Here is a 21217-nt window from a genome sequence, read left to right on the forward strand (position 1 = left end):
AAGGCGCACATGGCGCCTTTATCGTTTATAAAATAAAGGGTTATGCTTCATCTAGTGAGTAAGGTAAGGCTTGAATTGTCAAGCTTGATTGCTCATCGTCAGCAAAACGCAGTTTAGCGTCATTTTCGGTATCGTTAGCCAGTACGGCAGTCAGCAATACTTGATTACCGCGTTGCACAAATTCAATGATTTGCCCCCCTTTGCGATAACCGTCTTCCATCGCAATTTCAAGGCTAGTTTCCAGATCCACCGTTAACGAGGTTGTGCCATGGAGAATGTAAAGTGCGCGCTTATTTCCGCCGCGGTACTTCATGCGGGCGACGGTTTCTTGTCCCATGTAGCAGCCTTTATTAAAGCTGATACCATTAACAGCTTGCAGGTTACACATTTGTGGTACGTACTGGTGGGCATGACTGGCGGCAAGGTTAGGATAACCCGCTGCAATTTCTAATACTTGCCAAGCGGTGGCATCAAATACTGTGTGCTTAGCAACGAGGGTGTTTGCGGTTTCTGGTTGCAGAACCAAAATAAATCTATCCGCGTCTTTTAAAATCGCACCATTTTCAATGAGTGTGAGTTCTTGCTGAATATCACCAAAATGCTGTTTCACAAATTGGCAGGCTTGTTCGCCGGCAACGCCGAGTAAAGTCCATTCACCGGATGCATTGCTTAAGGTAGCTTTGCTAAATACCGCATATTTTTGTAGTTGGGGTAAATCGACTTCGATAGCACCCTTTGGCATCAACATAAAGAGTGCCTCTTGGATGGCAAAGGTTCTGAAACTGGCCAGCATTTTACCTTTAGGATCGCAATGGGCGCCCCAGCGCCATTGATCCGTGGCCAATGAGCTGATGTCTGTGGTCACTTGGCCATGGATAAAACTACGGCCTTGTTCTCCAACGACTTTGATTAGGCCCATATGAGATAAGTTGGCAAGCATAAGTGGAGGCAAGGTAGCGTCCAGATCCCAATGGGGTGTAGAAACTGAAATAGTCATAGCGAGATCCTGAAAATGAAGACGATGTGAGAGGCTAGATTGTAACGGAATTCCAGTTGGCTCAAAAGCATAAGGCGCACATATCTGTGAATGATATATGCGCCTTAATGTGTACTTTAGCCGATACGCGTATGCGGTTGGATTAATATCTTAAAACAGTACGCGGGTACGCAGTGTGCCTTCAATCGCTTTGAGCTCAACTAAGGCTTCTTCTGCTTGAGTGGTATCAACTTCCATCACGACATAACCAATTTCTGCGGTAGTTTGCAGATATTGGGCGGCGATGTTGATGCCTTTTTCTGAGAAGGCTTGGTTGATCTTGATCAGTACGCCAGGGCGGTTTTGGTGAATATGCAGTAAGCGTGAGGTGCCTTTATGCGTTGGCAGCGACACTTCAGGGAAGTTAACCGCAGACACGGTTGAGCCGTTGTCTGAATATTTCGCTAACTTACCAGCCACTTCAATACCAATGTTTTCCTGAGCCTCAGCCGTACTACCACCGACGTGCGGCGTGAGTAATACGTTGTCTAAACCACGTAGAGGAGTGATAAACTCATCGTCATTGGATTGTGGCTCGACGGGGAACACATCGATTGCGGCGCCCGCGAGGTGACGTTCTTTTAAGGCGACCGTTAAGGCATCGATATCGACTACTGTACCGCGTGAGGCGTTGATAAAGATGCTACCTTTACGCATAGCGGCAAACTCAGGTGCGCCTATCATATCTTTGGTTTGTGGTGTTTCAGGGACGTGTAAACTTACAACATCAGATTGCGCCAGCAGTTGCTCCATTGAATGGATTTGCTGTGCGTTACCTAGCGGCAGTTTGTCTTCGATATCGAAGAACACCACGCGCATACCTAAGGTTTCCGCCAGAATGCCAAGCTGAGTACCAATATGACCGTAACCAATTACACCTAAGGTTTTACCACGCACTTCGTAGCTGCCTGCAGCGGTTTTCATCCAACCGCCACGGTGGGCGATGGCATTACGCTCAGGGATGCCTCGCATCAGCATAATGATTTCGCCAATTACTAGCTCAGCAACACTGCGCGTGTTTGAAAATGGCGCGTTAAATACAGGAATACCAAGGGATTCGGCGGTGGCAAGATCAACTTGGTTAGTACCAATACAGAAACAACCAATCGCGATTAACTTCTCGGCACGTTTCAGCACCTCGGCAGTTAACTGAGTACGCGAGCGAAGCCCTACAAAGTGCGCATCTTTGATGGATTCAAGTAAGGCTTCATCACCTAAAGAGGCTTTGTGATATTCGATATTGGTATATCCCGCACGTTCAAATACATCGACCGCGGATTGGTGGACGCCTTCCAACAGCAGGATCTTGATCTTATCCTTGTCCAGCGAATGTTTCGCCATGATATGGGTACCCTCTAATTAATAGAAATGTTTCTTATGATATGCTGACAACCTTCACCCACCAAAGTAGCACTTTTTTTGCTCAGTGTGGAGGGCTAGATGGCTAAAGTTAATATTCTAAATTTAGAACAATATCGCATAAGAGGAAGAAACATTGAATAACAAAATCGCATGGTGCGGTATTTACCTCTCAGTTTTAATATGGTCGGCGATAAAACCCGCAGATCTATTTACTTGGTTGCTCGAAGCCTTACCTGGATTAGTCGCAGTACCGATTTTATTTTTTACCCGTAACCGTTTTCCGCTAACACCTTTGGCGTATTTGTTAATTTTAATACATTGCTGTGTGTTGTTTGTGGGCGCTCATTACACTTACGCTGAAGTGCCGTTGTTTGACACTATTGCTGATTGGATGGGCTCGGAACGTAATAATTACGATAAAGTCGGGCATTTTGCCCAAGGTTTTATCCCAGCCATGCTCGCCCGTGAAATTATGCTGCGCAACGAAGCGGTAAAACCAGGGGCTTGGTGCGCGTTTCTTGCGACGTGTTTTGTGCTCGCATTTTCGGCGTTTTATGAACTGATCGAATGGTGGGTTGCTGTGGCCACTGGCGAAGGTGCAGAAGCCTTTTTGGGAACTCAAGGCTATGTATGGGACACTCAATCGGATATGTTCTTTGCCCTTATTGGCGCGATAGTAGCACTGACTTTGTTGTCTCGTTTTCAAGATAAGCAAATAGCAGCACTTACACCAAGCACTTAGTATGACTGGTGAATGATGCGGTTTATTTGAGTGGTAAGATTTTCCTCCCGCTAACACATCTGATGAAAGTATGACGACATAGAGTTGTCATACTTTTGCACTAACCTTTATGTTTAATTTATGTTGCAACTTGGGGCGGCTCATCCTAGTTTAACAGTGCAAGTGCTGTGAGGCTGTGGATTTAACGAGTGGTTTTAACTCATAACCCGTTTTTCGATGGTGTGTTAGTCGAACTTACTATGGCTAAACAGGGAATAGTACATTTGGGTGATGTTTTTCAATCGTTAACTAGTCAGAATCAACCAGGTTAATGGAATGTTGAGAAATCTAACTAGAAGACGAGTCAAACAGACCATTTTGCAATAAGAGAATACTTTTCAGGGAGGAGAGTCATTGAGCACAATTAATGAATTGGTTTTTTTACACCAAATGGCCGCGCCATGTCATTTAGCGTTACTCGCTGAATCCATAGGTTTGAAAACGCGTATTGTAAAGCACGCAGCAGAATTGGATTTAGATAAAAGCCGTCGTAGTTTTTATCTGATCACCCAAAAAGGTTCAGCATTAGATAACAAAGGAATTCCTTTGCTGGCTTCGCGTTTAGTGTCACATTTTCCTGTGGCGCTGTATCAAGTTGAGCGAGACTCCTTAGACCAAGAATCTGCAATGTTACTCGGCATTCGAGGTATTTTATTTGCCGATCAACGTATGGATCTGATGTTAACGGGTTTACGTAAAATGGTGGCAGAGGAGCTTTGGTACGATAGAACGTTGCTAAGCAAAATGTTTCGCCGTGTCGTACAAAAGTTAGAGGGTAATAATGAGATGCCCTCCGATACTGTGGCTATGCTGCAGATGCTGACATCCCGTGAACGTACCATTATTCAATTTGTATCCAGTGGCGCAAGGAATAAAGAAATTGCCCATAGGTTATGCATCAGCGAACATACAGTAAAAGCACACATTTCCTCTATTTTCCGCAAGACCCAGTCTCGTAATCGGGTTGAGCTTTTACGTTGGGCGCAAACCTATCAAACTCACTTTGAGCTATGTAGTTAACCTGCAAAGGGTGTGGTCATTTGCCTGTTGCTTTGAGTGGTTAATGTTAATGATTGCTGGCATATCAAAATAGAAAAGCGGGAATGTTTATGTAAACATTCCCGCTTTTTTTATACCATTTTATCAAACAACACCAAAGAGTTAGCTATGGCGGTTTAGCAGTATTTATTAGTATTGCACTACAGTGGCAATGTTCATATTGCCTGATTGGTTCACGCTGATGCTGTTGTTATTGCCAGCTTGAGAGCCCAACACTAAGTTGTCATTCCCCTTTTGAGCGATCAATAGGCTGTTGTTGTCACCTTTAACTGTGAATGAGGCACTATCGTCACCACCGACCCAGTTTCTATTACCTGATTGGGCAATTTGTGCCGTGTTTTCATCGCCTTTGATAATCAAATCAATAAGGTTAAGATCGCCCTTTTGAAGTGCAGTTGCATCGGCATTATTGTTACCTGCAATAGAAATTATGCTCTCGTTTTGATTACCATTTTGCTCAACATCGACTTCGTTATCGTTACCGACTGCATCGACATAAGCAAAGTTCGCATCACCTTTTTGGTCGACTTCAATACTGTTGTCTTCACCCTCTGCGAAGGCAACGATTTCGTTGTAATTGCCTTTAGAAGATAAGTCGAAGTCGTTATCTGTACCGTATGCGCCAAAGGTGGCGAAGTTAGCATCGCCTCTTTGTTGTAAATCTACATCGTTACTATCGCCCCATACTTGGAACTCTGCACCGTTAACATCGCCTTTTTGGGTGATAGTAATATCATTATCATCACCTTGGATATCGGCCACTAAAGTATCACCGATAGTGTTGCCGCTACCATTTTGGGTAATATCAATACTGTTGTCGTCACCCGTTGTCATAGCAAGATAAGCGGTGTTGCCACGACCTTTTTGATCCATGGCAATATCGTTATCGCTGCCCGCTAGTGCATAAACAAAACCAACATGGTTATCACCCTTTTGAACCATATCAACGCTATTGTTGTCGCCTGCAATGCCTTTAGCCGCGCCAAAGTTATTGTTACCCACTTGTTCAACAGACACGTCGTTGTTGTTACCTACGTTAGCGGTTAAATCAAGTGCAATGACCCCTGCTTGGTTATTGTCACCGTATTGTTTGATGTCGCCGTCGTTATTGCTGCCTTGAACACGGAAAACTGCAAAGTTGGTATCACCTTCTTGTTCAACAGATACCGTGTTTTGAGCGCCAGTGATTTCAACTTGGCTTTCATTTAATTCGCCTAATTGACTCACTACGACGGTGTTATCGTTACCAGTAACATCGTTGCTGCTTTGGTTATAGAAACCGTCTTGGGAAACATTAACAAAGTTGCTGTTGCCCTCAACATTGGCACTGGCCACATGCCAGTCAACTTGTTGTGTTATCTGGACTTTATTGTCAGTACCTGCGGAGTTGATAGCCGCTTCATGCCATAGCCCGTCTTGGATTACGGTAGCGGTTTGATCTGTACCTGTTTGCACAACCGCAGCAGCATTAAGGGCACCCGTTTGTGAAACTAAAGTGTCTTGGCCTTGGCCTGACTGTACTACGCTAATTTCACTCACTGTACTGGCTGCAAAGGCTTGACCGCTTAAACCTGTTGCAATGGCCAAAGCAATAAGTGATTTTTTAGCTTGTGATTTCATGTGACGCTCCCTGTTTAATATTGAGTTATTGAGATTGCAGCACCGTCTGCAATCTGTTGAATCGAAAAGTTGCCGCTTCCTAGTTGGTTCAGTTGCACGAGATTGTCATTGCCAATTTGTGTCACTGTTGCCGTATTTTGACTGCCGACTTGCAGTAGTTGGACTTCATTGTTTGAACCAATCTGTGTAATTAGCGCATCGTTATCATTGCCCACTTGTGTGACATCGGCTTTGTTATCGCTACCTGATTGGAACAGTAATCCTTGGTTGGCATTACCTTGTTGAACCAGCTCGATAAGGTTATCGCGACCGGAGCGTTCTAGTAATGCTTGAAGGGTTACGGGTAACTCGTTGACATTCAGCCCTTGTGCTGAGGTCATACAACTACAGAGCAAGAGTAGCAGCACCAAAAAGCGTATAGGGGTATTTGGCACGGGTGACTCCTTGCATCAAATATCTTGGGCTGCTTAACACCGCTTACATCCCAAATTCAGACTTGAAGATACGAGCCCGATGAACATGTCGCAATTGGTCAAAAGGGTATTTATTCTAGAAAGGGTTAACGGAAGGTAAAAGAGAACTGTATTTATATCGTATTGATTAAATGAGTTTTATCTGTTTATTGACGTGTTTTTATTTATGGAGCCTAACCTAGTTGTCCTAGTAGTTAAGTTGTATTTATTGTGAAGCAGCCCTATCAATAAGGTCAAATTTTTAATAGCTCATCGATAGAATAAGTACAACATTCTATGTGAATCAGTGCTGTTTAGAGTCTTTCAAGTTTTCAGAAGAGACTTCGTTATTGATTTGACTTTTTCGGTCATTGAGTTGCTGCATTGCACTGTTATTGTTCACCATTAATGCATTGAAGCGAGAGTTAATCTCGTTCAGTTCATTGATGTATTCAGGATCATTTTTTTCTTTATTTTGCCAGTAACGTTTGCGTTCTAATTTCTGTAATTCACTGGCGCGTAGGATTTCAAAATAGCTGTTTTCCTGCTTAAGTCGATATATTTCACTATCCAGCAGTTGTAGCAGTTTTTCTTTGGTAATCGTTTGATTATTCAGTAATGCTTGTAAAGGATCGACAGGAATATCCCGTTTATCTGAATCTGTTTCTGTTGTGACGCCTAACTGGTACTCGATTTTGTGCTGACGATATTCCTGCGGGCAAGCGATTTGACTAAAAACCACTTTATCGCCCTTATAACATTTATAGATAATGCTTGCCTGAGTCATGCTTGACAACAAAAGGCCTATGAGAGTCAATATCAACTTTGCCATTCGGCTACAAATCCTTGTATATTAGTGACATAGGTTATTCATCAAACCTGTGTTGTGGTTTGTTTAATACTATGGTGTAAGTTTGGCGAGAAAACCAGTTTAGGCAGTGGATCTTTTCAGTGATTAAAATGGAGGTTTCAGGGAAGTTGCAGTCACATCAAGCCATAAAGGGTAAAAAGGAGCCTAAGCTCCTTTTTACAGATATTTATTATTAGCGATCGAATCTTAAATTATCGATAAGACGGGCTTTACCGAGATAAGCCGCCGCTAAAATCACCAGCGCTTTATCCTCTGGTTCGGCGTTTGCTAAGGTGTGTGCATGGCGAATTTCTAAGTAATCAGGAGTAAAGCCTGCTGCATATAAACTCGCTTTAGCTTGTTCTGTTACTTGCTCAAATGTTTCACCTTGCTTGATGCCTGCCGCCATTGCATCCAGTGCTTTTTTAAGCGCAGGTGCTGCCGCTTTTTCATCGCGAGTTAAATAGCCATTACGCGAACTCATGGCTAAGCCAGAGGCTTCACGTATGGTATCAACACCAATAATTTCAATGGGTAATGATAAATCTTCAACCATAGTGCGGATCACTAACAGTTGTTGATAATCCTTATTGCCAAAGAAAGCGACATCCGGCTGCACTATATTAAATAGCTTGCAGACAACGGTAGCAACACCGCGAAAATGCCCAGGACGGGATGCGCCACAAAGCACCTCTGAAATACCCGGTACTTCGACAAAGGTTTGTTGTGCTAAACCTTTAGGGTAGATAGTGGCGGGGGTCGGAGTAAACAAGAGTTCTGCTCCCGCCGTAGTGAGTGCTTCGCTATCGGCGGCCAGAGTACGTGGGTAGGCATCGAGATCTTCGTTTTGCCCAAATTGCATTGGATTGACGAAAATGGATACCACCACATGGTCACATTTTTGTGCAGCTTCTTTGACTAAGGTGATGTGTCCTTGATGAAGATTCCCCATGGTTGGCACAAAGGCGACGGTTTCGCCCTTGGCACGCCATGCGCGCACTTGCGTGCGAATATCATCGATATGGGCGCTTGTGATCATTAAGCCTTACCTTGCTAAAACCTAAAATGAGTTGAATATGTGCTCGGCACTATTTAGCTGAATGTGTGCTCTGCACTGGGGAAGGTGCCAGCGGCAACTTCTTCAATATAAGCGCGCACCGCAGAACGGATTTCACCCGTTTGTTTTAGGTAGTTTTTCGAAAAACGTGGAATATAACCACTTGAAATACCTAATACATCATGCATCACTAAAATCTGACCATCGGTCGATGCTCCAGCACCAATTCCAATGACTGGAATGGTTAGGGCTTGGGTGATCGCTGTGGCTAATGGTGCTGGAATACATTCTACGACGAGTAATTGGGCGCCTGCGGCTTCTAATGCTTTGGCCTCATCGAGAATTCGCTGGGCATTTTCGGCATCGCGCCCCTGAACTTTAAAACCACCAAAAACGTGAACAGATTGAGGCGTTAACCCTAAGTGGGCACAAACAGGAATACCGCGTTCGGTGAGTTTAGTGACGGTTTCGAGTAACCAATGGCCGCCTTCAACTTTGACCATGTTGGCGCCAGCCTGCATCAGCTCGGTGGCGTTAATCATAGCTTGTTCTGGCGTGGCGTAACTCATAAAAGGCATATCGGCAATCAGTAACGCTCGCTCTATCCCGCGGCGTACGCAGCGAGTATGGTAAGCGATCTCTGCTGTCGTGACTGGGAGAGTATCGTCATGGCCTTGCAGGACCATTCCCAAAGAATCACCGACGAGTAGCACATCTACACCTTCGCTATCGAACGCGCCAGCAAAACTGGCATCATAGGCTGTCAGTGCAGTGAATTTTCTACCTTCCTGTTTGTATTTCAACAGGGTTGAGCTAGTAATTTTAGACATATGGATGATCTTCAAACCAAATAGAAGTGGTGTTATAAGCTAACTGGAGACGGACTTCAATGATCAATGCCCCAGTTGTTGTAACTCGGCCAACATATTTTTGTCGATAAGACTACTTAGGACTGTGTTACAGGGCAGGATAAGATCTGGAGCAATCGCGGCCAGTGGAACAAGCACAAAGCTGCGTTCTTTCATACCGTAGTGAGGTACTTTTAACCTAGGCTCATCAATAAACTCATTGCCATATAGCAGCAGATCAAGATCTAAGGTTCTTGGTCCCCAGCGTTCTTTACGTACTCGCCCTTGGGTGTTTTCGATATATTGCAATGCATCGAGTAAGGCGAGTGGAGTTAATGTTGTCTCAAAGCTTGCCACCGCATTGATATAATCGGGTTGGACCACATCGCCCATCGGGGTGGAGTGATAGTAAGGTGAGACAAGCAAACTGTTGCCCTGAGCAAGGTTGGACAATGCTATCACGGCATTGTCCAATTGCGTTTTGGGATCATTAAGATTAGCCCCTAATGCAACATAAACGCGGGTCATTATTCGGCTGCTTTGGCTTTAGTCGTACTTGATCTGCGGCGGCGACGCTGAGGAGCATTGCGATTCCCCGATGACTTATTACCACTACGAGCGATAGTCAAGCGCTCGGTTTCATCGGCTTCAACGAACTGCTGCCACCAAGCAGCACTTTTGGCAACATTCCCCCCCTCGACTTCACCTCTGAGCAAGAGTAGATCGTAGGCGGCTCTAAACTTAGGGTGCTCCATCAGTTTAAAAGCACGAGTGCCTTGGCTGCGGTCAAAGCGTAGCTGTAATTGCCAAATATCTTTTGAGGGTGTGCTAAAGCGACGTGGAATGCTAATGGTTTGGCATTGCTGCTCCATCACATCGCCCATTGCTGCGAAAAAGGCATCATATAAAGTTAAGCCACTTTCAACGGCAATATCCTCAGCACGTTGACGCAGTGGATACCAAAGCATGGCCGCATAAAAGAATGAGGGAGTAACAGGTTTATCCTCATTTACCCGTAAGTCAGTGCTTTTCATAATGGCCTGCACCATTTTCATCGCAGGACCCTTTGGATCTTCTTTTAATAGGGCATCGACCTGAGGAAATAAGGGGGCGAATAACTTGTATTCTTGCATCATTTCGAAGTTAGCTAAGGCTTTGCCAGCAAAGAAAAGTTTAAGCACTTCTTCATACATGCGTGCCGCAGGAATATCTGTGAGCAGTGGCGCCAATTGTTTAATGGGTTTTGCGGTCACGTCCTCAATATTCATACTGAGCTTAGTCGCAAAACGTACGGCCCTTAGCATACGAACGGGATCTTCACGATAACGTGTTTCAGGATCGCCGATTAATCTTAAGGTACCCGCCTTGAGATCAGCCATGCCGCCACCGTAGCTGCGGATAGAATAATCGCTGATATCGTAATAGAGGGCATTGACAGTAAAGTCGCGGCGCTCGGCATCTTCATCTATTTCGCCATAGACGTTATCGCGCAGTAAGCGGCCTTCTGCGTTGGCTTTGGAAATTTTTTCATTGCTTTCGCCATGGTGACCACGAAAGGTGGCGACTTCAATCACATCCCGACCAAAGACGATATGGGCGAGACGGAAACGGCGGCCGACGACTCGGCAATTGCGGAACAGTTTTTTGATTTCTTCTGGGGTTGCGTTAGTAACAACGTCGAAATCTTTAGGCTCGAGTCCGAGGAGTAAATCACGCACACCGCCGCCGACCAAATAGGCTTTAAATCCTGATTTATTCAGTCTGTATAATACCTTAAGGGCATTTTCGCTAATTTGCTTGCGCGAGATGGAGTGGGCATCTCTGGGCACTAACTCTAGGCTTAAGGCGTTAGAAGAAGCTTCTGACGCTTGAGATTGGATCTGAGCTGGAGTTGGAGCGGTCGTTTTAGGCGCGTCTTCAAATAGCTGCTTGCAGAATTGGCTGATACGGCGAAAAATGGGACACCTCGAAATGTGATCTGTTATGTGATTAAAAAATCTGGCGGCTATCATATACCAAATGCCGCCTAATGGGTATATAGCAATGCTTGACTTAGCCCACTGGAGACACAAATTGCGGCATTGTGCACTTTCTCGTGTGGGGAGGATTTTATGCGATTTGGCATCATTAGGATTCGATCAATATTTCAGGCTGTTTTGGGATCGCTGATAATTGAAATTGTGCCACGGCTTGGTCGAGCATGTGTGCCAACGAACCTTGGGCTTCTACTGGGGCTTGCCCCAAAAATGCCAGTGCTGCATTAAGGCTCTTTTGTGGATATTGTTTATCGATAGCCTGTGCATGATTTTGTTTTGAAAGCTTAAACCCAGGACTCAAGCAAGCTAAGGGCAAATGTAGCCATTCGGGAGCGGTTAAGCCAAAGGTTTGATACAAACTGAGTTGGCGACAACTGGCTTCGATTAAGTCGCAGCCACGCACCACTTCAGTAATACCTTGATAAGCATCGTCAAGTACAACCGCGAGTTGATAGGCGTATAAGCCATCGCTGCGCTTGATGATAAAATCCTCTGCGGCAAAATGGCTATCGACACAGATTTTTCCCATCAAATTATCATTAAATTGGGCTACTTGAGCACGGTTTACAATACGTACCGCCCCCGATAAGTGTGGTTTAGATAAGCGATGGCAGCGCCCATCATAAACTCCCCCCATAGCCTGAATATGTTTACGACTGCATTGGCATAAATAGGCGTCGTTGTGAGTGAGCAGATGGTCAATTTGTGCTTGGTAGGCCTCAGTGCGTTGGCTCTGGTATAACGGCGAGTTATCCCATTCAAAGCCATAGGCTTCTAAGGTGCGTAAAATCTCATCTGCTGCCCCTTTGATTTCCCGCGGCGGATCGATATCTTCGATACGAATTAACCATTTACCTTTCTGTGAGCGAGCGCGTAAATAACTGCCAAGGGCGGCGATAAGCGAACCAAAATGCAGCGCACCTGAAGGCGAAGGTGCAAAGCGGCCAACATAGGGCTTATTGGCTAAAAAAGGTGTCAATGGATTTGGCATAGCATCAAGATTCAGTTTGAAAGTCGCACCGACAAAAGTGGAGGTATTTTAGGGGTATACCAAGATAAAAGCGAATAACAGAATAAAATGAAGTGAGTTGTACTCGAACGAGTTTGATGAACTCATTTTAACAAACAAGTAGGCGGGGAAATCCCCGCCTTGTTTAGCTCAGCCGATTAACCAGCCATTTGCTTTTCTTTAATCTCTGCAAGCGTTTTACAGTCGATACATTGGTCGGCTGTTGGACGCGCTTCGAGACGGCGAATGCCGATTTCGATACCGCAGGAATCACAGAAGCCGAAATCGTCTTCTTCGATTTTTTGCAGTGTCTTTTCGATTTTCTTGATCAGCTTACGTTCTCTATCACGAGCACGAAGTTCGAGGCTGAACTCTTCTTCTTGTGCAGCACGGTCAACAGGATCGGGAAAGTTTGCTGCCTCGTCCTGCATGTGACTGAGAGTACGGTCGACCTCTTCACGCAACTGATTGCGCCAAGCTTCAAGAATAGTCTTGAAGTGACCCAGTTGCTTAGCGTTCATATACTCCTCACCCGGCTTTTCCTGGTAGGGACTTACACCTGCGATAGCGAGTACGCCAAGTTTTTTGGTGCCTTCAGGCATAACGCATCTCCTGTAATCATTTGCGTTTGTAGGGCGTCCTTAAGAACGGCCGCTATCTATATCAGAATCTTTACATCGAGGCAAATTTTTCAACTCGCCTTGAATGAATTTTATGATTCAATTCGCTAATTGAAATGAATTTCAATTTTACCGACCGTTAACATCATACTCGGACTGGACAGGCTTGGGCTAGGCGTATCTCTGTTGGTGACATTTCGCAGCGATATGCCAATACTTCAACACCCGATAAAGTCGCCTTTTTCAGTAGGTTAGCGTATTCATGATCAATGTGTGCTGCAGGCGCAACGCTGAATATTTCTGAGTGCTGTACTACAAATAACAGCACTGCGCGGTGGCCAAGATTTGCCATATGCATCAATTCACGCAAATGTTTTTGGCCGCGTAAACTCACTGCATCGGGGAAAAATCCTTGTCCATCTTCGAGTAAAGTACAACTTTTGACTTCTATGTAACAGTCTGGTTTTTGAGCACCTTGAAGCAGAATATCAATACGGCTGTTTTCATCGCCGTACTTCACCTCACGGCTTAAAGTGTCGTAACCCGTCAGTTCTTTGATAATGCCGCTATGTATGGCTTCTTCGGCTAGGGCATTTGCACTACCTGAATGTATGCCAATAAAACCACCATTGGGTGTGCCCATTAACTCCCACGTGTATGCATATTTACGTTTAGGGTTAGCTGAGGTTGAAAACCACACGGCTTCTCCGGGGAAGAGACAGTTACGCATTGAACCTGTATTAGGGCAATGGATTGTCATCTCACTGCCATCGGCGAGCTTTATATCAGCAAGAAAGCGCTTATAGCGTTTAACTAATCTGCCCTGCTGCAAGGCGGGTTCGAACTGCATGCTACTACCTGTATTGAGAATACTCAGGCGGCAAGACTAGCAAATTTCGCAAATGTTTACAGATTTTACCTGAGTAACTTCCGCCAATCGCTTTGAGTCATCGCCTGCTAGCAGTAAACTGCCGCCATAAAGTTTGTTCTGATTGCTGATTGATGTTCTAAAACGAATCGAAAAATAAGGATCCCTAATGAGTGAACTAAAAGTAACTGAATTGATGAAAGTGCAATTAACCAAAGAAGCACCAGCCGCCTATTGGGGTAAGGCTGATGTGACTTATAGTGCCGACGGTGCACAAATTCATTTAGCGGGTGGCGATGAGCTGCGTCAAATTCAAATGGCGGCCCGCAAACTACGCAGTCAAGGTATTAGCAGTGTGGTATTAGCTGGACAGCTTTGGGATCTCAATAGCCAGTGGGTATTTGCCCAAGGTTTCGCAACCGCCAAAACCGGCTATCAAATCCACTGGTGTGGTGATGAGTCTGTTCAAGCAGAATTACAACGCAGGTTCGATGTGGCAACCTTTGCTCGTCAATTGATCAACGATACGCCTGAAAACCTCTCACCCGTAAAACTTGCTCAACAAGCAGCAAGATGGTTAGCCGATATTGGTGGCGATAAGGTGAGCTATCGGATTATCGAAGGCGAAGCACTGCTCGAAGAACAGTGGATTGGTATCCATGCTGTGGGTCGCGGCAGTGAGCGTCCGCCAGCAATGTTAGAATTAGACTTCAATCCATTAGCCGCCGATGCACCCGTGTCTGTCGCGCTTGTGGGTAAAGGGATTACCTTTGATTCTGGCGGTTACAGCATTAAAGCCTCCGAAGGCATGCTCGGCATGAAATGCGATATGGGCGGCGCCGCCACTGTAACTGCAGCACTCGGTTTAGCAATGAAATCGGGGCTGAATAAACGGGTTAAGTTATTCCTTTGCTGTGCTGAAAACTTGATCAGCGGCCGCGCTTATAAGTTAGGCGATATCCTGACTTACAAAAATGGCGTGACAGTGGAAGTGGTGAACACCGATGCTGAAGGGCGCTTAGTGTTGGCCGATGGTTTACAAGCGGCTTCTGCTACTGGAGCGCCTTTTATTATCGATGCGGCGACCCTAACAGGCGCCGCAGTGATGGCGGTAGGTTCAAACTATAACGCAATTTTTTCGCCACAGACCGATGTGCTGCAACTGGCTCAGCAAAAAGCGACAAGTGTTGCTGAGCGCGTATGGCCGCTGCCGCTAGACCCTTGGCACAAAGAAATGTGTCCATCGGCTTACGCTGATACGGCTAATAGTCGTCCGGTGAAAGGTGGCGGTGCAGGTGGTGCCTCTAATGCCGCTGGTTTCTTATGGCGTTTCGTGTCACCCGAAGCTAAATGGTTACATGTGGATCTCGCCGCCGCATTTGAAGATTCAGCTTCTGCCCTATGGGGCGCAGGCGCTACGACTCATGGCGTATTGACTATTAGCGAATTGATTAAAGGCTAAGTTAAACCATCAGAAAATACGCTAGCACAGATCCATTGAGCTTCTGTCGCGTTATTTAAAACCGCCTTCGGGCGGTTTTTTGTTGAGTCACATTTGAGATCAAGAGTTTACTTGGTGATTGAGTCGCTTCATGGCATGTTATGGGGAGATATTTTATTGGAAAATCTGATGATTACGATTCGAAAAGCAACTAAAACCGATGCACAAGCATGCTGGGATATCCGCAATGCGGCCATCAATAAAGGCTGCACCGGATTTTATGATGCGGGCGATCTGTTGATTTGGACCGCAGGCGAACTGACCGAGCAATTTAGGCGTATCGTCGAGGCGCATTTTTATGTGGCAGAGATCTCTGATAATGCGTTGCAGGTAAAGACTGTGGTCGGCACTGTTATGTTGGATGAACCCTATGCCCAGTTAGAAGCTCTGTTTGTTTCCCCTGATGCTATGGGGCTTGGGGTAGGTAAGGCACTGCTTAAGTTTATTGAGACAATGGCGTTTAATCAGGGGATTGCCCAGCTCAGGTTGGAATCGACCTTGAATGCAGTGGATTTTTATCGCCACTGTGGTTTTGGTGGTGAAGGTTTAGAAGAGGAATCAATCTACTGCTCACCTAGGGGCATCGCCTTAGAGTGTATGGTGATGTATAAGAATCTAGAACGGCCTTCGGCCTGCTAGGCCGCTCGGATAACGGTACGCGGCCTTGCCGTTACAGAGCGTCACTTCGTGACTCACGGTTTACCGAACGGGCTTTGCCCTTACGGTGAGCGCAGCGTTCTGTGAGTGAGTTTACGAACGTTCTGTTTTCCGAGAACCTCTCTTGGCATTCTCAAGGATCGAGCATAGAGGCGGAATTAACTTGCAAGTCTTAAAGAGAGGTTGCTGACATACTCAAGGAATCAACAGATCAAGCATGGAGGCGGAATTAACTGTTCAGAGAGGTTGCTGACATACTCAAGGGAATCAACAGATCAAGCATGGAGGCGGAATTAACTGTTCAGAGAGGTTGCTGACATACTCAAGGGAATCAACAGATCAAGATGGGGGAATTAACTCCCAAGAGTATGCCAACTATCGTTCTTTCGCCTGAAATCCCGATGCGAGCAAGGTTAGCGTTAATGGCTTAAATAAAACTTAATCCATTGCAAAAAAAGACTTTATTTCCTTAACCTTTGGTCAAACTCACTTGAGAATCGGTAAGGTTTTAGTTCGTTTCAGGACTATTAAGTTGTTGGCGTTTTTCCATTAAGTCTTTAATTAAGGGCGTAAGAATAAGCTCCATCGCTAAGGACATTTTACCGCCGGGCACGACTAAGGTATTAACCCGTGACATAAACGCGCCTTGGATCATGCTCAGGTAATAAGGGAAATCGACATTATTAATACCGCGGAAGCGGATCACCACAAAGCTCTCATCCAAACTTGGAATGTCTTTGGCGCTGAATGGGTTAGAGGTATCAACCGTGGGTACTCGCTGAAAATTAATGTGGGTGCGAGAGAACTGCGGTGTCATATGCTTAATATAATCGTCCATACTGCGCACAATCGAGCCCATGACTTTTTCACGACTATGACCGCGCTCTGAAGTATCTCGGATTATTTTTTGGATCCATTCTAAGTTGACAATGGGTACCATGCCGATAAGCAAATCGACATGTTGGGCGACATTGGCTTCTGGCGTGACGACACCTCCGTGTAACCCTTCGTAATAAAGCATATCGGTATTTTCAGGTAGTGGCCGCCATTGGGTAAAAGTGCCGGGCATTTGATTAAAGGGGACAGCCTCATCAAAGGTGTGTAGATAACTGCGAGTTTCCCCTTGCCCTGTTGCACTGTAGTCGCTGAAGCATTGCTCTAAGCGAGCAAAGTTATTGGCTTCTGGGCCAAAATAACTAAGATTACGGTTTTCTGCTTGGGACTTACGGATCATCACTTCCATTTCGGCGCGGGTAAAATGGTGGAAACTATCCCCCTCAACGAAAGCTGCGTTTATTCCAAGTTGGCGAAAAATATGGCTAAAGGCCGTGGTTGTCGTAGTGGTTCCTGCGCCTGAAGAGCCTGTAACTGCAATAATGGGATGTTTTGCTGACATTTTTTCTACCTAGCTAGGAACCAAAAGAGCCGCTTATGGGTAAGCGATAAAACCGCGAGTTCTATTTATACGGTACAGGGGTAGGGCTGGTCAATCTTGCCGTTTTGCTATTTGATCCGCAGGTCGTATCGCGAAAGACTCGTCATCTTCGCTATATTCTAAGAGCAGCTTTCCTTGCTTAAGCGCTTGTTGGCACTGGGCTATGGCCAAGGACATTTCCTGTTCATCTAGGCTCGCAAAACTGCCATCTTCTACTTGACCAAATAGGTATTCGCGGACAAGATTTGCCAGTGTTTCCTTCGGTAGCTGTAAAAGCACATCATAGGGGATGAGCATGGTTTTTTCCTTGTTCAATGTTATCAGACAAGCGTTCGTCGAATAGGGTGTTGCCACGTAAGAAAGCTAAAATACGACGTTCAAGATAGAAGCGTGGTTTCCATGGTGTACCGCCTTCGATAAAACCAACATGGCCTCCATAGGAATGTAATTCGTATTCGACATGCTCAGATATTTGGCTTGGATGTGGGATCACATCGTCAGTCATAAAGGGATCATCCTTGGCATGTATGATCAGTGTGGGTTTAGTGATGTGGTTAACAAAGGGCAGGCCGCTAGCGCGAATATAATAATCATCAACGCCATTAAAACCGTGGAGTGGTGCCGTGACTTTATCGTCGAAGTCATAAAAAGTATTAAGCTGCTCGACTTGCCATCGGCTTAATGGCAGAGTGTTTGCCAAATCAGGATCGGCGAGTTTTTGGTTTATTTTTTTTTGTAATTGCTTGATAAGGTAGCTTTGATAAACCTTAGAGAAGCCATGTTCGAGTCGTTTTGCACAAGCTGATAATTGCAAGGGGGCTGAGACAACCACGGCCCGAGTTAATAAGCTGCTATCTTGATATTCGCCTTGGTACTTAGTGAGTACATTTCCACCTAAACTGTAACCTACAGCTAATAACGGGGATTGCGGATACGTTTGTTGTAGTGTTGATAGGCTAAACTGCAGATCGTCTGTGTCACCACTGTGGTAACTGCGAGCGAGACGATTGGCTTCGCCCGAGCAACTTCTGTGATGATGCACAACGGCTGAGAGTTGCTGTTCTTTACAGCTCAGCAGTATGCGCCTCGCATAATGGGATGCCGCGCTGCCCTCTAATCCATGGATGATCACGACTATTGGTTTACCCTGCAGCGGGACATCCTGCCAATCTAAATCGATAAAGTCACCATCGGGCAATTCGAGGCGCTGCCTTGTCAGTGCCGGTTTGGCGACTTTCGTCAATACGGGCAAAATCGTTTGTATATGTGGACTCTTGGCCCACCAAGGTGGCATAAAAGAATTTGGCATAAGAGTTTATCTAGGCACCGCTATTGCTGAAAATTAAAACGTATGTTTAATTTGAATTCGCGCTTAGTGTAACACAATTGTTTTTTATGCTGATATTCAGGAGATAGCGATGAAACGAAGAACCTTTTTACTGGGCGCATTTGCAGGTACTGCAGTGCTAGCCTTAGGGGTTAATCTCTATTCCCCTGAACTCAGTTTACCCGATGATAGTGAAGGTAAGGATTATCGTTTGCTATTTAGTGTACTCTTACCTGTGATGCTCGACGGGGCGCTCCCCGATGTGACGACTCACAAGTTAGTGGCTCAAAATAGAACCTTAGATGCCATAAAAGAGTCAATTAATGTGTTGCCAGCCGAGCAGCAAATTGAGTTGTTTGAATTACTCGATATGCTCGAGAATCGGCTTGGGCTACTGCTATTAACCTCTAGCATGACGCCACTATTAATGCGTTCTCCTGCTGAATTAACAGAAATGCTAGAAAGTTGGCGCCATAGCTATTTTTCCTTACTACAGACGGCTTATTTAGGACTACGGGAATTAGTGATGGCAAGTTACTACGCCTGCCCTGAGCATTGGAGTCGTCTGCATTATGCCAAGCCTGAGTTATTCAAATAACGATTCTGTTAATGTTGGCATTAAACGCAAATAATCAAAATGTTACCCGTAGCACTGGAGCGCTCAAGTTGGCAATCATCGATCCCATAGTGAATGGTTTAAATTCAGGTTGGCAGCATATAGATGCGAGCCTATTGCAGGCAAACCAGCAATTTGAAGCTGATGTGATTATTGTTGGCACGGGTGCAGGGGGCGGTGTCGCGGCTGAAATTCTTACTCAAGCAGGACTGAGTGTCATCATGGTTGAAGCGGGGCCGCTTAAATCTTCCAGTGATTTTGATATGGAAGAGCGCGTCGCTTACCCGAATTTATATCAACAAGCGGCCGCCATGAAAACCGCCGACAAAGCGATTGGTATCTTCCAAGGCCGCGCCGTTGGCGGTTCGACAACGGTAAATTGGACGACCTCGATTCGTACTCCGGCTGAGACGTTAGCCTTTTGGGAGCAAAATAAGTCCGTCGCTGGATTAACATCAGAAAGCTTAGCCCCTTGGTTTGAGCAAATGGAGCAGCGCCTAAATATCCACCAATGGAATTATGAACCTAATCGCAATAATGCAGCGTTAAAGCAAGGCTGCATTAATCTTGGTTGGGATTACACTGTGATTAAGCGTAATGTAGCGGGTTGCTGGAATACCGGCTATTGCGGTATGGGTTGCCCAGTGAATGCCAAGCAATCTATGTTAGTGACCACCATTCCCGCGGCGCTAGATAAAGGTGCACAGTTGGTAAGTCGCGCAAAAGTGGTGAACATTGAGCATCATAACGGTCATGTTTTTGCATTAAAGGCACAGGCACAGGATGTGAACTTAAGGCCAACCGCCATTGAGTTGTTATTTAAGGCCAAACATTACATCTTGAGTGCTGGCGCCATTCATACTCCAGCGCTTTTAATGCGTTCTCAAGTGCCCGATCCCCACAAGCTTTTGGGTAAACGCACCTTTTTACATCCAACTTTGCTCTCTGGTGGCGTGTTTGCCGATGCGATTAATGCTCACAGTGGTGCACCGCAATCCATTTATTCCGATGAGTTTGTTTGGAAAAATGGTGCAGAGGGGGAGCTGGGTTATAAGCTCGAAGTACCGCCTGTACATCCCATACTCATTGCCTCTAAAACCTTAGGTTATGGCATGAGCCACGCTGAGCTAATGTCACAATTTAATCAATTACAGGTGACTATCGCCCTTGTGCGTGATGGTTATCACCCCGAGAGTCAGGGGGGGCAAGTGCATTTAACATCAACAGGTTTTGCCTTAGATTATCCTCTGACCGATATTTTTTGGCGTGCGGCGAGACGCGCCTTTGCCAGTATGGCCGAGTTACAATTCTCTGCGGGCGCGTTAAGAGTGTTACCGATTAGCGATGGCATGCCCTATTTGTCTTCATGGAAAGAGGCCAAAGAAAGCATTGCCCAGATGTCGCTCGCGCCACTGCGCACTGTGGTGGCATCGGCCCATGTGATGGGAGGATGTCCTTTGGGTGAAGATAAAAAACTTGCGATGGTTGACAGTGATGGACAGTCACATTATTTAGAAAACTTGTCGGTAATGGATGGTTCTATCTTTCCGACGAGCCTAGGTGCTAATCCACAATTGTCGATTTATGGCATTACGGCACGTAATGCGAGCAAACTAGCAGAGAGACTCGCGGCAAAACTCAGTGTAGGGGACAAGGTTTAGTATGACTGAAGAATTCCTTTTAGAAGGTGGTTGCCTGTGTGGGGCGATTCGTTATCGGCTCGATGGTGAACCCTTTGATGCGGATTATTGCCACTGCCGTATGTGTCAAAAGAGTACGGGGTCAGTGTTTGGCGCTTGGATGGATTTTAAGTTTGCTCAAGTCACTTGGCTTAATGGTGTGGTGACTGAATTTGCATCATCTGAGTTTGTTAGGCGCGGTTTTTGTAAGGAGTGTGGTTGCTCGCTGACCTATCGGCATACCCAATACCCTGATTATGTCACCTTAACAATAGCGAGCTTAGATGATCCTAATCGCATCAGGCCACATTACCATATTTATACTGAGAGTCAGGTCAGTTGGTTGACTATTGAGGATAACTGTAAAAGGTATCCCCAAGGTCGAAGCGCCTAAGCTCTGTGAG

At 45.6% G+C, this 21217-nt stretch carries 22 protein-coding genes; 7 read left to right on the top strand and 15 right to left on the bottom strand.

Annotated elements, in window-relative coordinates; translation table 11 throughout:
- Positions 1-40: 40 nt before the first annotated feature.
- Complete coding sequence (gene ygfZ, locus SPUTW3181_RS04160; protein ID WP_011788182.1) at positions 41-997, bottom strand: tRNA-modifying protein YgfZ; 957 nt, start codon at positions 995-997, stop codon at positions 41-43.
- 150 nt (positions 998-1147) lie between these two features.
- On the bottom strand, positions 1148-2377 hold the full coding sequence (serA, locus tag SPUTW3181_RS04165) for a phosphoglycerate dehydrogenase (RefSeq protein WP_011788183.1): 1230 nt from the start codon (positions 2375-2377) through the stop codon (positions 1148-1150).
- Positions 2378-2531: 154 nt separating this feature from the next.
- Here serA and SPUTW3181_RS04170 point away from each other — a divergent pair, with 154 nt between their 5' ends.
- Together SPUTW3181_RS04170 and SPUTW3181_RS04175 are read left to right on the top strand one after the other, a co-directional pair.
- A complete protein-coding gene (locus SPUTW3181_RS04170; protein WP_011788184.1) occupies positions 2532-3140 on the top strand; it encodes a DUF2238 domain-containing protein in 609 nt (202 codons plus the stop codon).
- Between the two features lie 393 nt (positions 3141-3533).
- On the top strand, positions 3534-4199 hold the full coding sequence (locus SPUTW3181_RS04175; RefSeq protein ID WP_014611267.1) for a helix-turn-helix transcriptional regulator: 666 nt from the start codon (positions 3534-3536) through the stop codon (positions 4197-4199).
- A 168-nt stretch (positions 4200-4367) separates the two neighbouring features.
- On the opposite strand, the gene SPUTW3181_RS04180 is transcribed toward SPUTW3181_RS04175, so the two are convergent.
- The 10 genes from SPUTW3181_RS04180 to sfsA form a co-directional block, all read right to left on the bottom strand.
- A complete protein-coding gene (locus tag SPUTW3181_RS04180) occupies positions 4368-5858 on the bottom strand; it encodes a curlin (RefSeq protein WP_011788186.1) in 1491 nt (496 codons plus the stop codon).
- Between the two features lie 14 nt (positions 5859-5872).
- Complete coding sequence (locus SPUTW3181_RS04185; protein WP_011788187.1) at positions 5873-6292, bottom strand: curlin; 420 nt, start codon at positions 6290-6292, stop codon at positions 5873-5875.
- A 322-nt stretch (positions 6293-6614) separates the two neighbouring features.
- Positions 6615-7142 (bottom strand): hypothetical protein, encoded by a 528-nt coding sequence (locus tag SPUTW3181_RS04190; protein ID WP_011788188.1) that lies wholly within the window; start codon positions 7140-7142, stop codon positions 6615-6617.
- Between the two features lie 211 nt (positions 7143-7353).
- Positions 7354-8199 carry a pantoate--beta-alanine ligase gene (panC, locus tag SPUTW3181_RS04195; protein WP_011788189.1) on the bottom strand — a complete coding sequence of 282 codons (846 nt, stop codon included), beginning with the start codon at positions 8197-8199 and terminating at the stop codon, positions 7354-7356.
- Positions 8200-8252: 53 nt separating this feature from the next.
- Entirely contained in the window at positions 8253-9047 is a 795-nt protein-coding gene (gene panB, locus SPUTW3181_RS04200) for a 3-methyl-2-oxobutanoate hydroxymethyltransferase (RefSeq protein ID WP_011788190.1), read from the bottom strand.
- A gap of 63 nt (positions 9048-9110) precedes the next feature.
- Positions 9111-9593, bottom strand: coding sequence for a 2-amino-4-hydroxy-6-hydroxymethyldihydropteridine diphosphokinase (gene folK, locus SPUTW3181_RS04205; protein ID WP_011788191.1), 483 nt, complete (start codon positions 9591-9593; stop codon positions 9111-9113).
- Entirely contained in the window at positions 9593-11077 is a 1485-nt protein-coding gene (locus SPUTW3181_RS04210; RefSeq protein WP_011788192.1) for a polynucleotide adenylyltransferase PcnB, read from the bottom strand. The genes folK and SPUTW3181_RS04210 overlap by 1 nt, the downstream gene beginning before the upstream one ends.
- Before the next feature lie 115 nt (positions 11078-11192).
- Positions 11193-12092 (bottom strand): tRNA glutamyl-Q(34) synthetase GluQRS, encoded by a 900-nt coding sequence (gene gluQRS / locus SPUTW3181_RS04215; RefSeq protein WP_011788193.1) that lies wholly within the window; start codon positions 12090-12092, stop codon positions 11193-11195.
- A 176-nt stretch (positions 12093-12268) separates the two neighbouring features.
- Entirely contained in the window at positions 12269-12712 is a 444-nt protein-coding gene (gene dksA / locus SPUTW3181_RS04220) for an RNA polymerase-binding protein DksA (RefSeq protein ID WP_007644947.1), read from the bottom strand.
- Positions 12713-12875: 163 nt separating this feature from the next.
- Complete coding sequence (gene sfsA / locus SPUTW3181_RS04225; RefSeq protein ID WP_011788194.1) at positions 12876-13580, bottom strand: DNA/RNA nuclease SfsA; 705 nt, start codon at positions 13578-13580, stop codon at positions 12876-12878.
- Positions 13581-13767: 187 nt separating this feature from the next.
- Between sfsA and pepB the strand changes: the two genes are divergently transcribed.
- Positions 13768-15060, top strand: coding sequence for an aminopeptidase PepB (pepB, locus tag SPUTW3181_RS04230; protein WP_011788195.1), 1293 nt, complete (start codon positions 13768-13770; stop codon positions 15058-15060).
- Between the two features lie 168 nt (positions 15061-15228).
- Positions 15229-15738 (top strand): GNAT family N-acetyltransferase, encoded by a 510-nt coding sequence (locus SPUTW3181_RS04235; protein WP_041408318.1) that lies wholly within the window; start codon positions 15229-15231, stop codon positions 15736-15738.
- Positions 15739-16264: 526 nt separating this feature from the next.
- Here the strand turns inward: SPUTW3181_RS04235 and SPUTW3181_RS04240 are convergent.
- The 3 genes from SPUTW3181_RS04240 to SPUTW3181_RS04250 all read right to left on the bottom strand — a co-directional run bounded on the left by SPUTW3181_RS04240 (position 16265) and on the right by SPUTW3181_RS04250 (position 18500).
- Positions 16265-17152: a phosphoribulokinase gene (locus SPUTW3181_RS04240; protein ID WP_011788197.1), complete on the bottom strand. Its 888-nt coding sequence runs from the start codon at positions 17150-17152 to the stop codon at positions 16265-16267.
- A 90-nt stretch (positions 17153-17242) separates the two neighbouring features.
- A complete protein-coding gene (locus tag SPUTW3181_RS04245) occupies positions 17243-17488 on the bottom strand; it encodes a YheU family protein (protein WP_011788198.1) in 246 nt (81 codons plus the stop codon).
- Positions 17472-18500, bottom strand: a complete 1029-nt coding sequence (locus SPUTW3181_RS04250; protein WP_011788199.1) for a hydrolase — start codon at positions 18498-18500, stop codon at positions 17472-17474. The genes SPUTW3181_RS04245 and SPUTW3181_RS04250 overlap by 17 nt, the downstream gene beginning before the upstream one ends.
- 109 nt (positions 18501-18609) lie before the next feature.
- Between SPUTW3181_RS04250 and SPUTW3181_RS04255 the strand changes: the two genes are divergently transcribed.
- The 3 genes from SPUTW3181_RS04255 to SPUTW3181_RS04265 all read left to right on the top strand — a co-directional run bounded on the left by SPUTW3181_RS04255 (position 18610) and on the right by SPUTW3181_RS04265 (position 21207).
- Positions 18610-19116, top strand: a complete 507-nt coding sequence (locus SPUTW3181_RS04255; protein ID WP_011788200.1) for a hypothetical protein — start codon at positions 18610-18612, stop codon at positions 19114-19116.
- Between the two features lie 68 nt (positions 19117-19184).
- On the top strand, positions 19185-20795 hold the full coding sequence (locus tag SPUTW3181_RS04260; RefSeq protein WP_041408320.1) for a GMC family oxidoreductase: 1611 nt from the start codon (positions 19185-19187) through the stop codon (positions 20793-20795).
- Position 20796: 1 nt separating this feature from the next.
- The gene (locus SPUTW3181_RS04265; protein WP_011788202.1) at positions 20797-21207 is read left to right on the top strand and encodes a GFA family protein; all 411 of its coding nucleotides are present in this window, start codon (positions 20797-20799) and stop codon (positions 21205-21207) included.
- Positions 21208-21217: the final 10 nt, after the last annotated feature.

Origin of the sequence: Shewanella sp. W3-18-1 (assembly GCF_000015185.1) — a bacterium.
GTDB lineage: Bacteria > Pseudomonadota > Gammaproteobacteria > Enterobacterales > Shewanellaceae > Shewanella > Shewanella putrefaciens.

Coding starts and splice junctions, on each gene's coding strand:
- SPUTW3181_RS04240 (WP_011788197.1), bottom strand. CDS start 17,152: ATGTCAGCAAAACATCCCATTATTGCAGTTACAGGCTCTTCAGGCGCA.
- folK (WP_011788191.1), bottom strand. CDS start 9,593: ATGACCCGCGTTTATGTTGCATTAGGGGCTAATCTTAATGATCCCAAA.
- SPUTW3181_RS04265 (WP_011788202.1), top strand. CDS start 20,797: ATGACTGAAGAATTCCTTTTAGAAGGTGGTTGCCTGTGTGGGGCGATT.
- SPUTW3181_RS04180 (WP_011788186.1), bottom strand. CDS start 5,858: ATGAAATCACAAGCTAAAAAATCACTTATTGCTTTGGCCATTGCAACA.
- SPUTW3181_RS04235 (WP_041408318.1), top strand. CDS start 15,229: ATGATTACGATTCGAAAAGCAACTAAAACCGATGCACAAGCATGCTGG.
- serA (WP_011788183.1), bottom strand. CDS start 2,377: ATGGCGAAACATTCGCTGGACAAGGATAAGATCAAGATCCTGCTGTTG.
- SPUTW3181_RS04255 (WP_011788200.1), top strand. CDS start 18,610: ATGAAACGAAGAACCTTTTTACTGGGCGCATTTGCAGGTACTGCAGTG.
- SPUTW3181_RS04250 (WP_011788199.1), bottom strand. CDS start 18,500: ATGCCAAATTCTTTTATGCCACCTTGGTGGGCCAAGAGTCCACATATA.
- panB (WP_011788190.1), bottom strand. CDS start 9,047: ATGTCTAAAATTACTAGCTCAACCCTGTTGAAATACAAACAGGAAGGT.
- gluQRS (WP_011788193.1), bottom strand. CDS start 12,092: ATGCCAAATCCATTGACACCTTTTTTAGCCAATAAGCCCTATGTTGGC.
- sfsA (WP_011788194.1), bottom strand. CDS start 13,580: ATGCAGTTCGAACCCGCCTTGCAGCAGGGCAGATTAGTTAAACGCTAT.
- dksA (WP_007644947.1), bottom strand. CDS start 12,712: ATGCCTGAAGGCACCAAAAAACTTGGCGTACTCGCTATCGCAGGTGTA.
- SPUTW3181_RS04190 (WP_011788188.1), bottom strand. CDS start 7,142: ATGGCAAAGTTGATATTGACTCTCATAGGCCTTTTGTTGTCAAGCATG.
- SPUTW3181_RS04245 (WP_011788198.1), bottom strand. CDS start 17,488: ATGCTCATCCCCTATGATGTGCTTTTACAGCTACCGAAGGAAACACTG.
- panC (WP_011788189.1), bottom strand. CDS start 8,199: ATGATCACAAGCGCCCATATCGATGATATTCGCACGCAAGTGCGCGCA.
- SPUTW3181_RS04210 (WP_011788192.1), bottom strand. CDS start 11,077: ATGATAGCCGCCAGATTTTTTAATCACATAACAGATCACATTTCGAGG.
- ygfZ (WP_011788182.1), bottom strand. CDS start 997: ATGACTATTTCAGTTTCTACACCCCATTGGGATCTGGACGCTACCTTG.
- pepB (WP_011788195.1), top strand. CDS start 13,768: ATGAGTGAACTAAAAGTAACTGAATTGATGAAAGTGCAATTAACCAAA.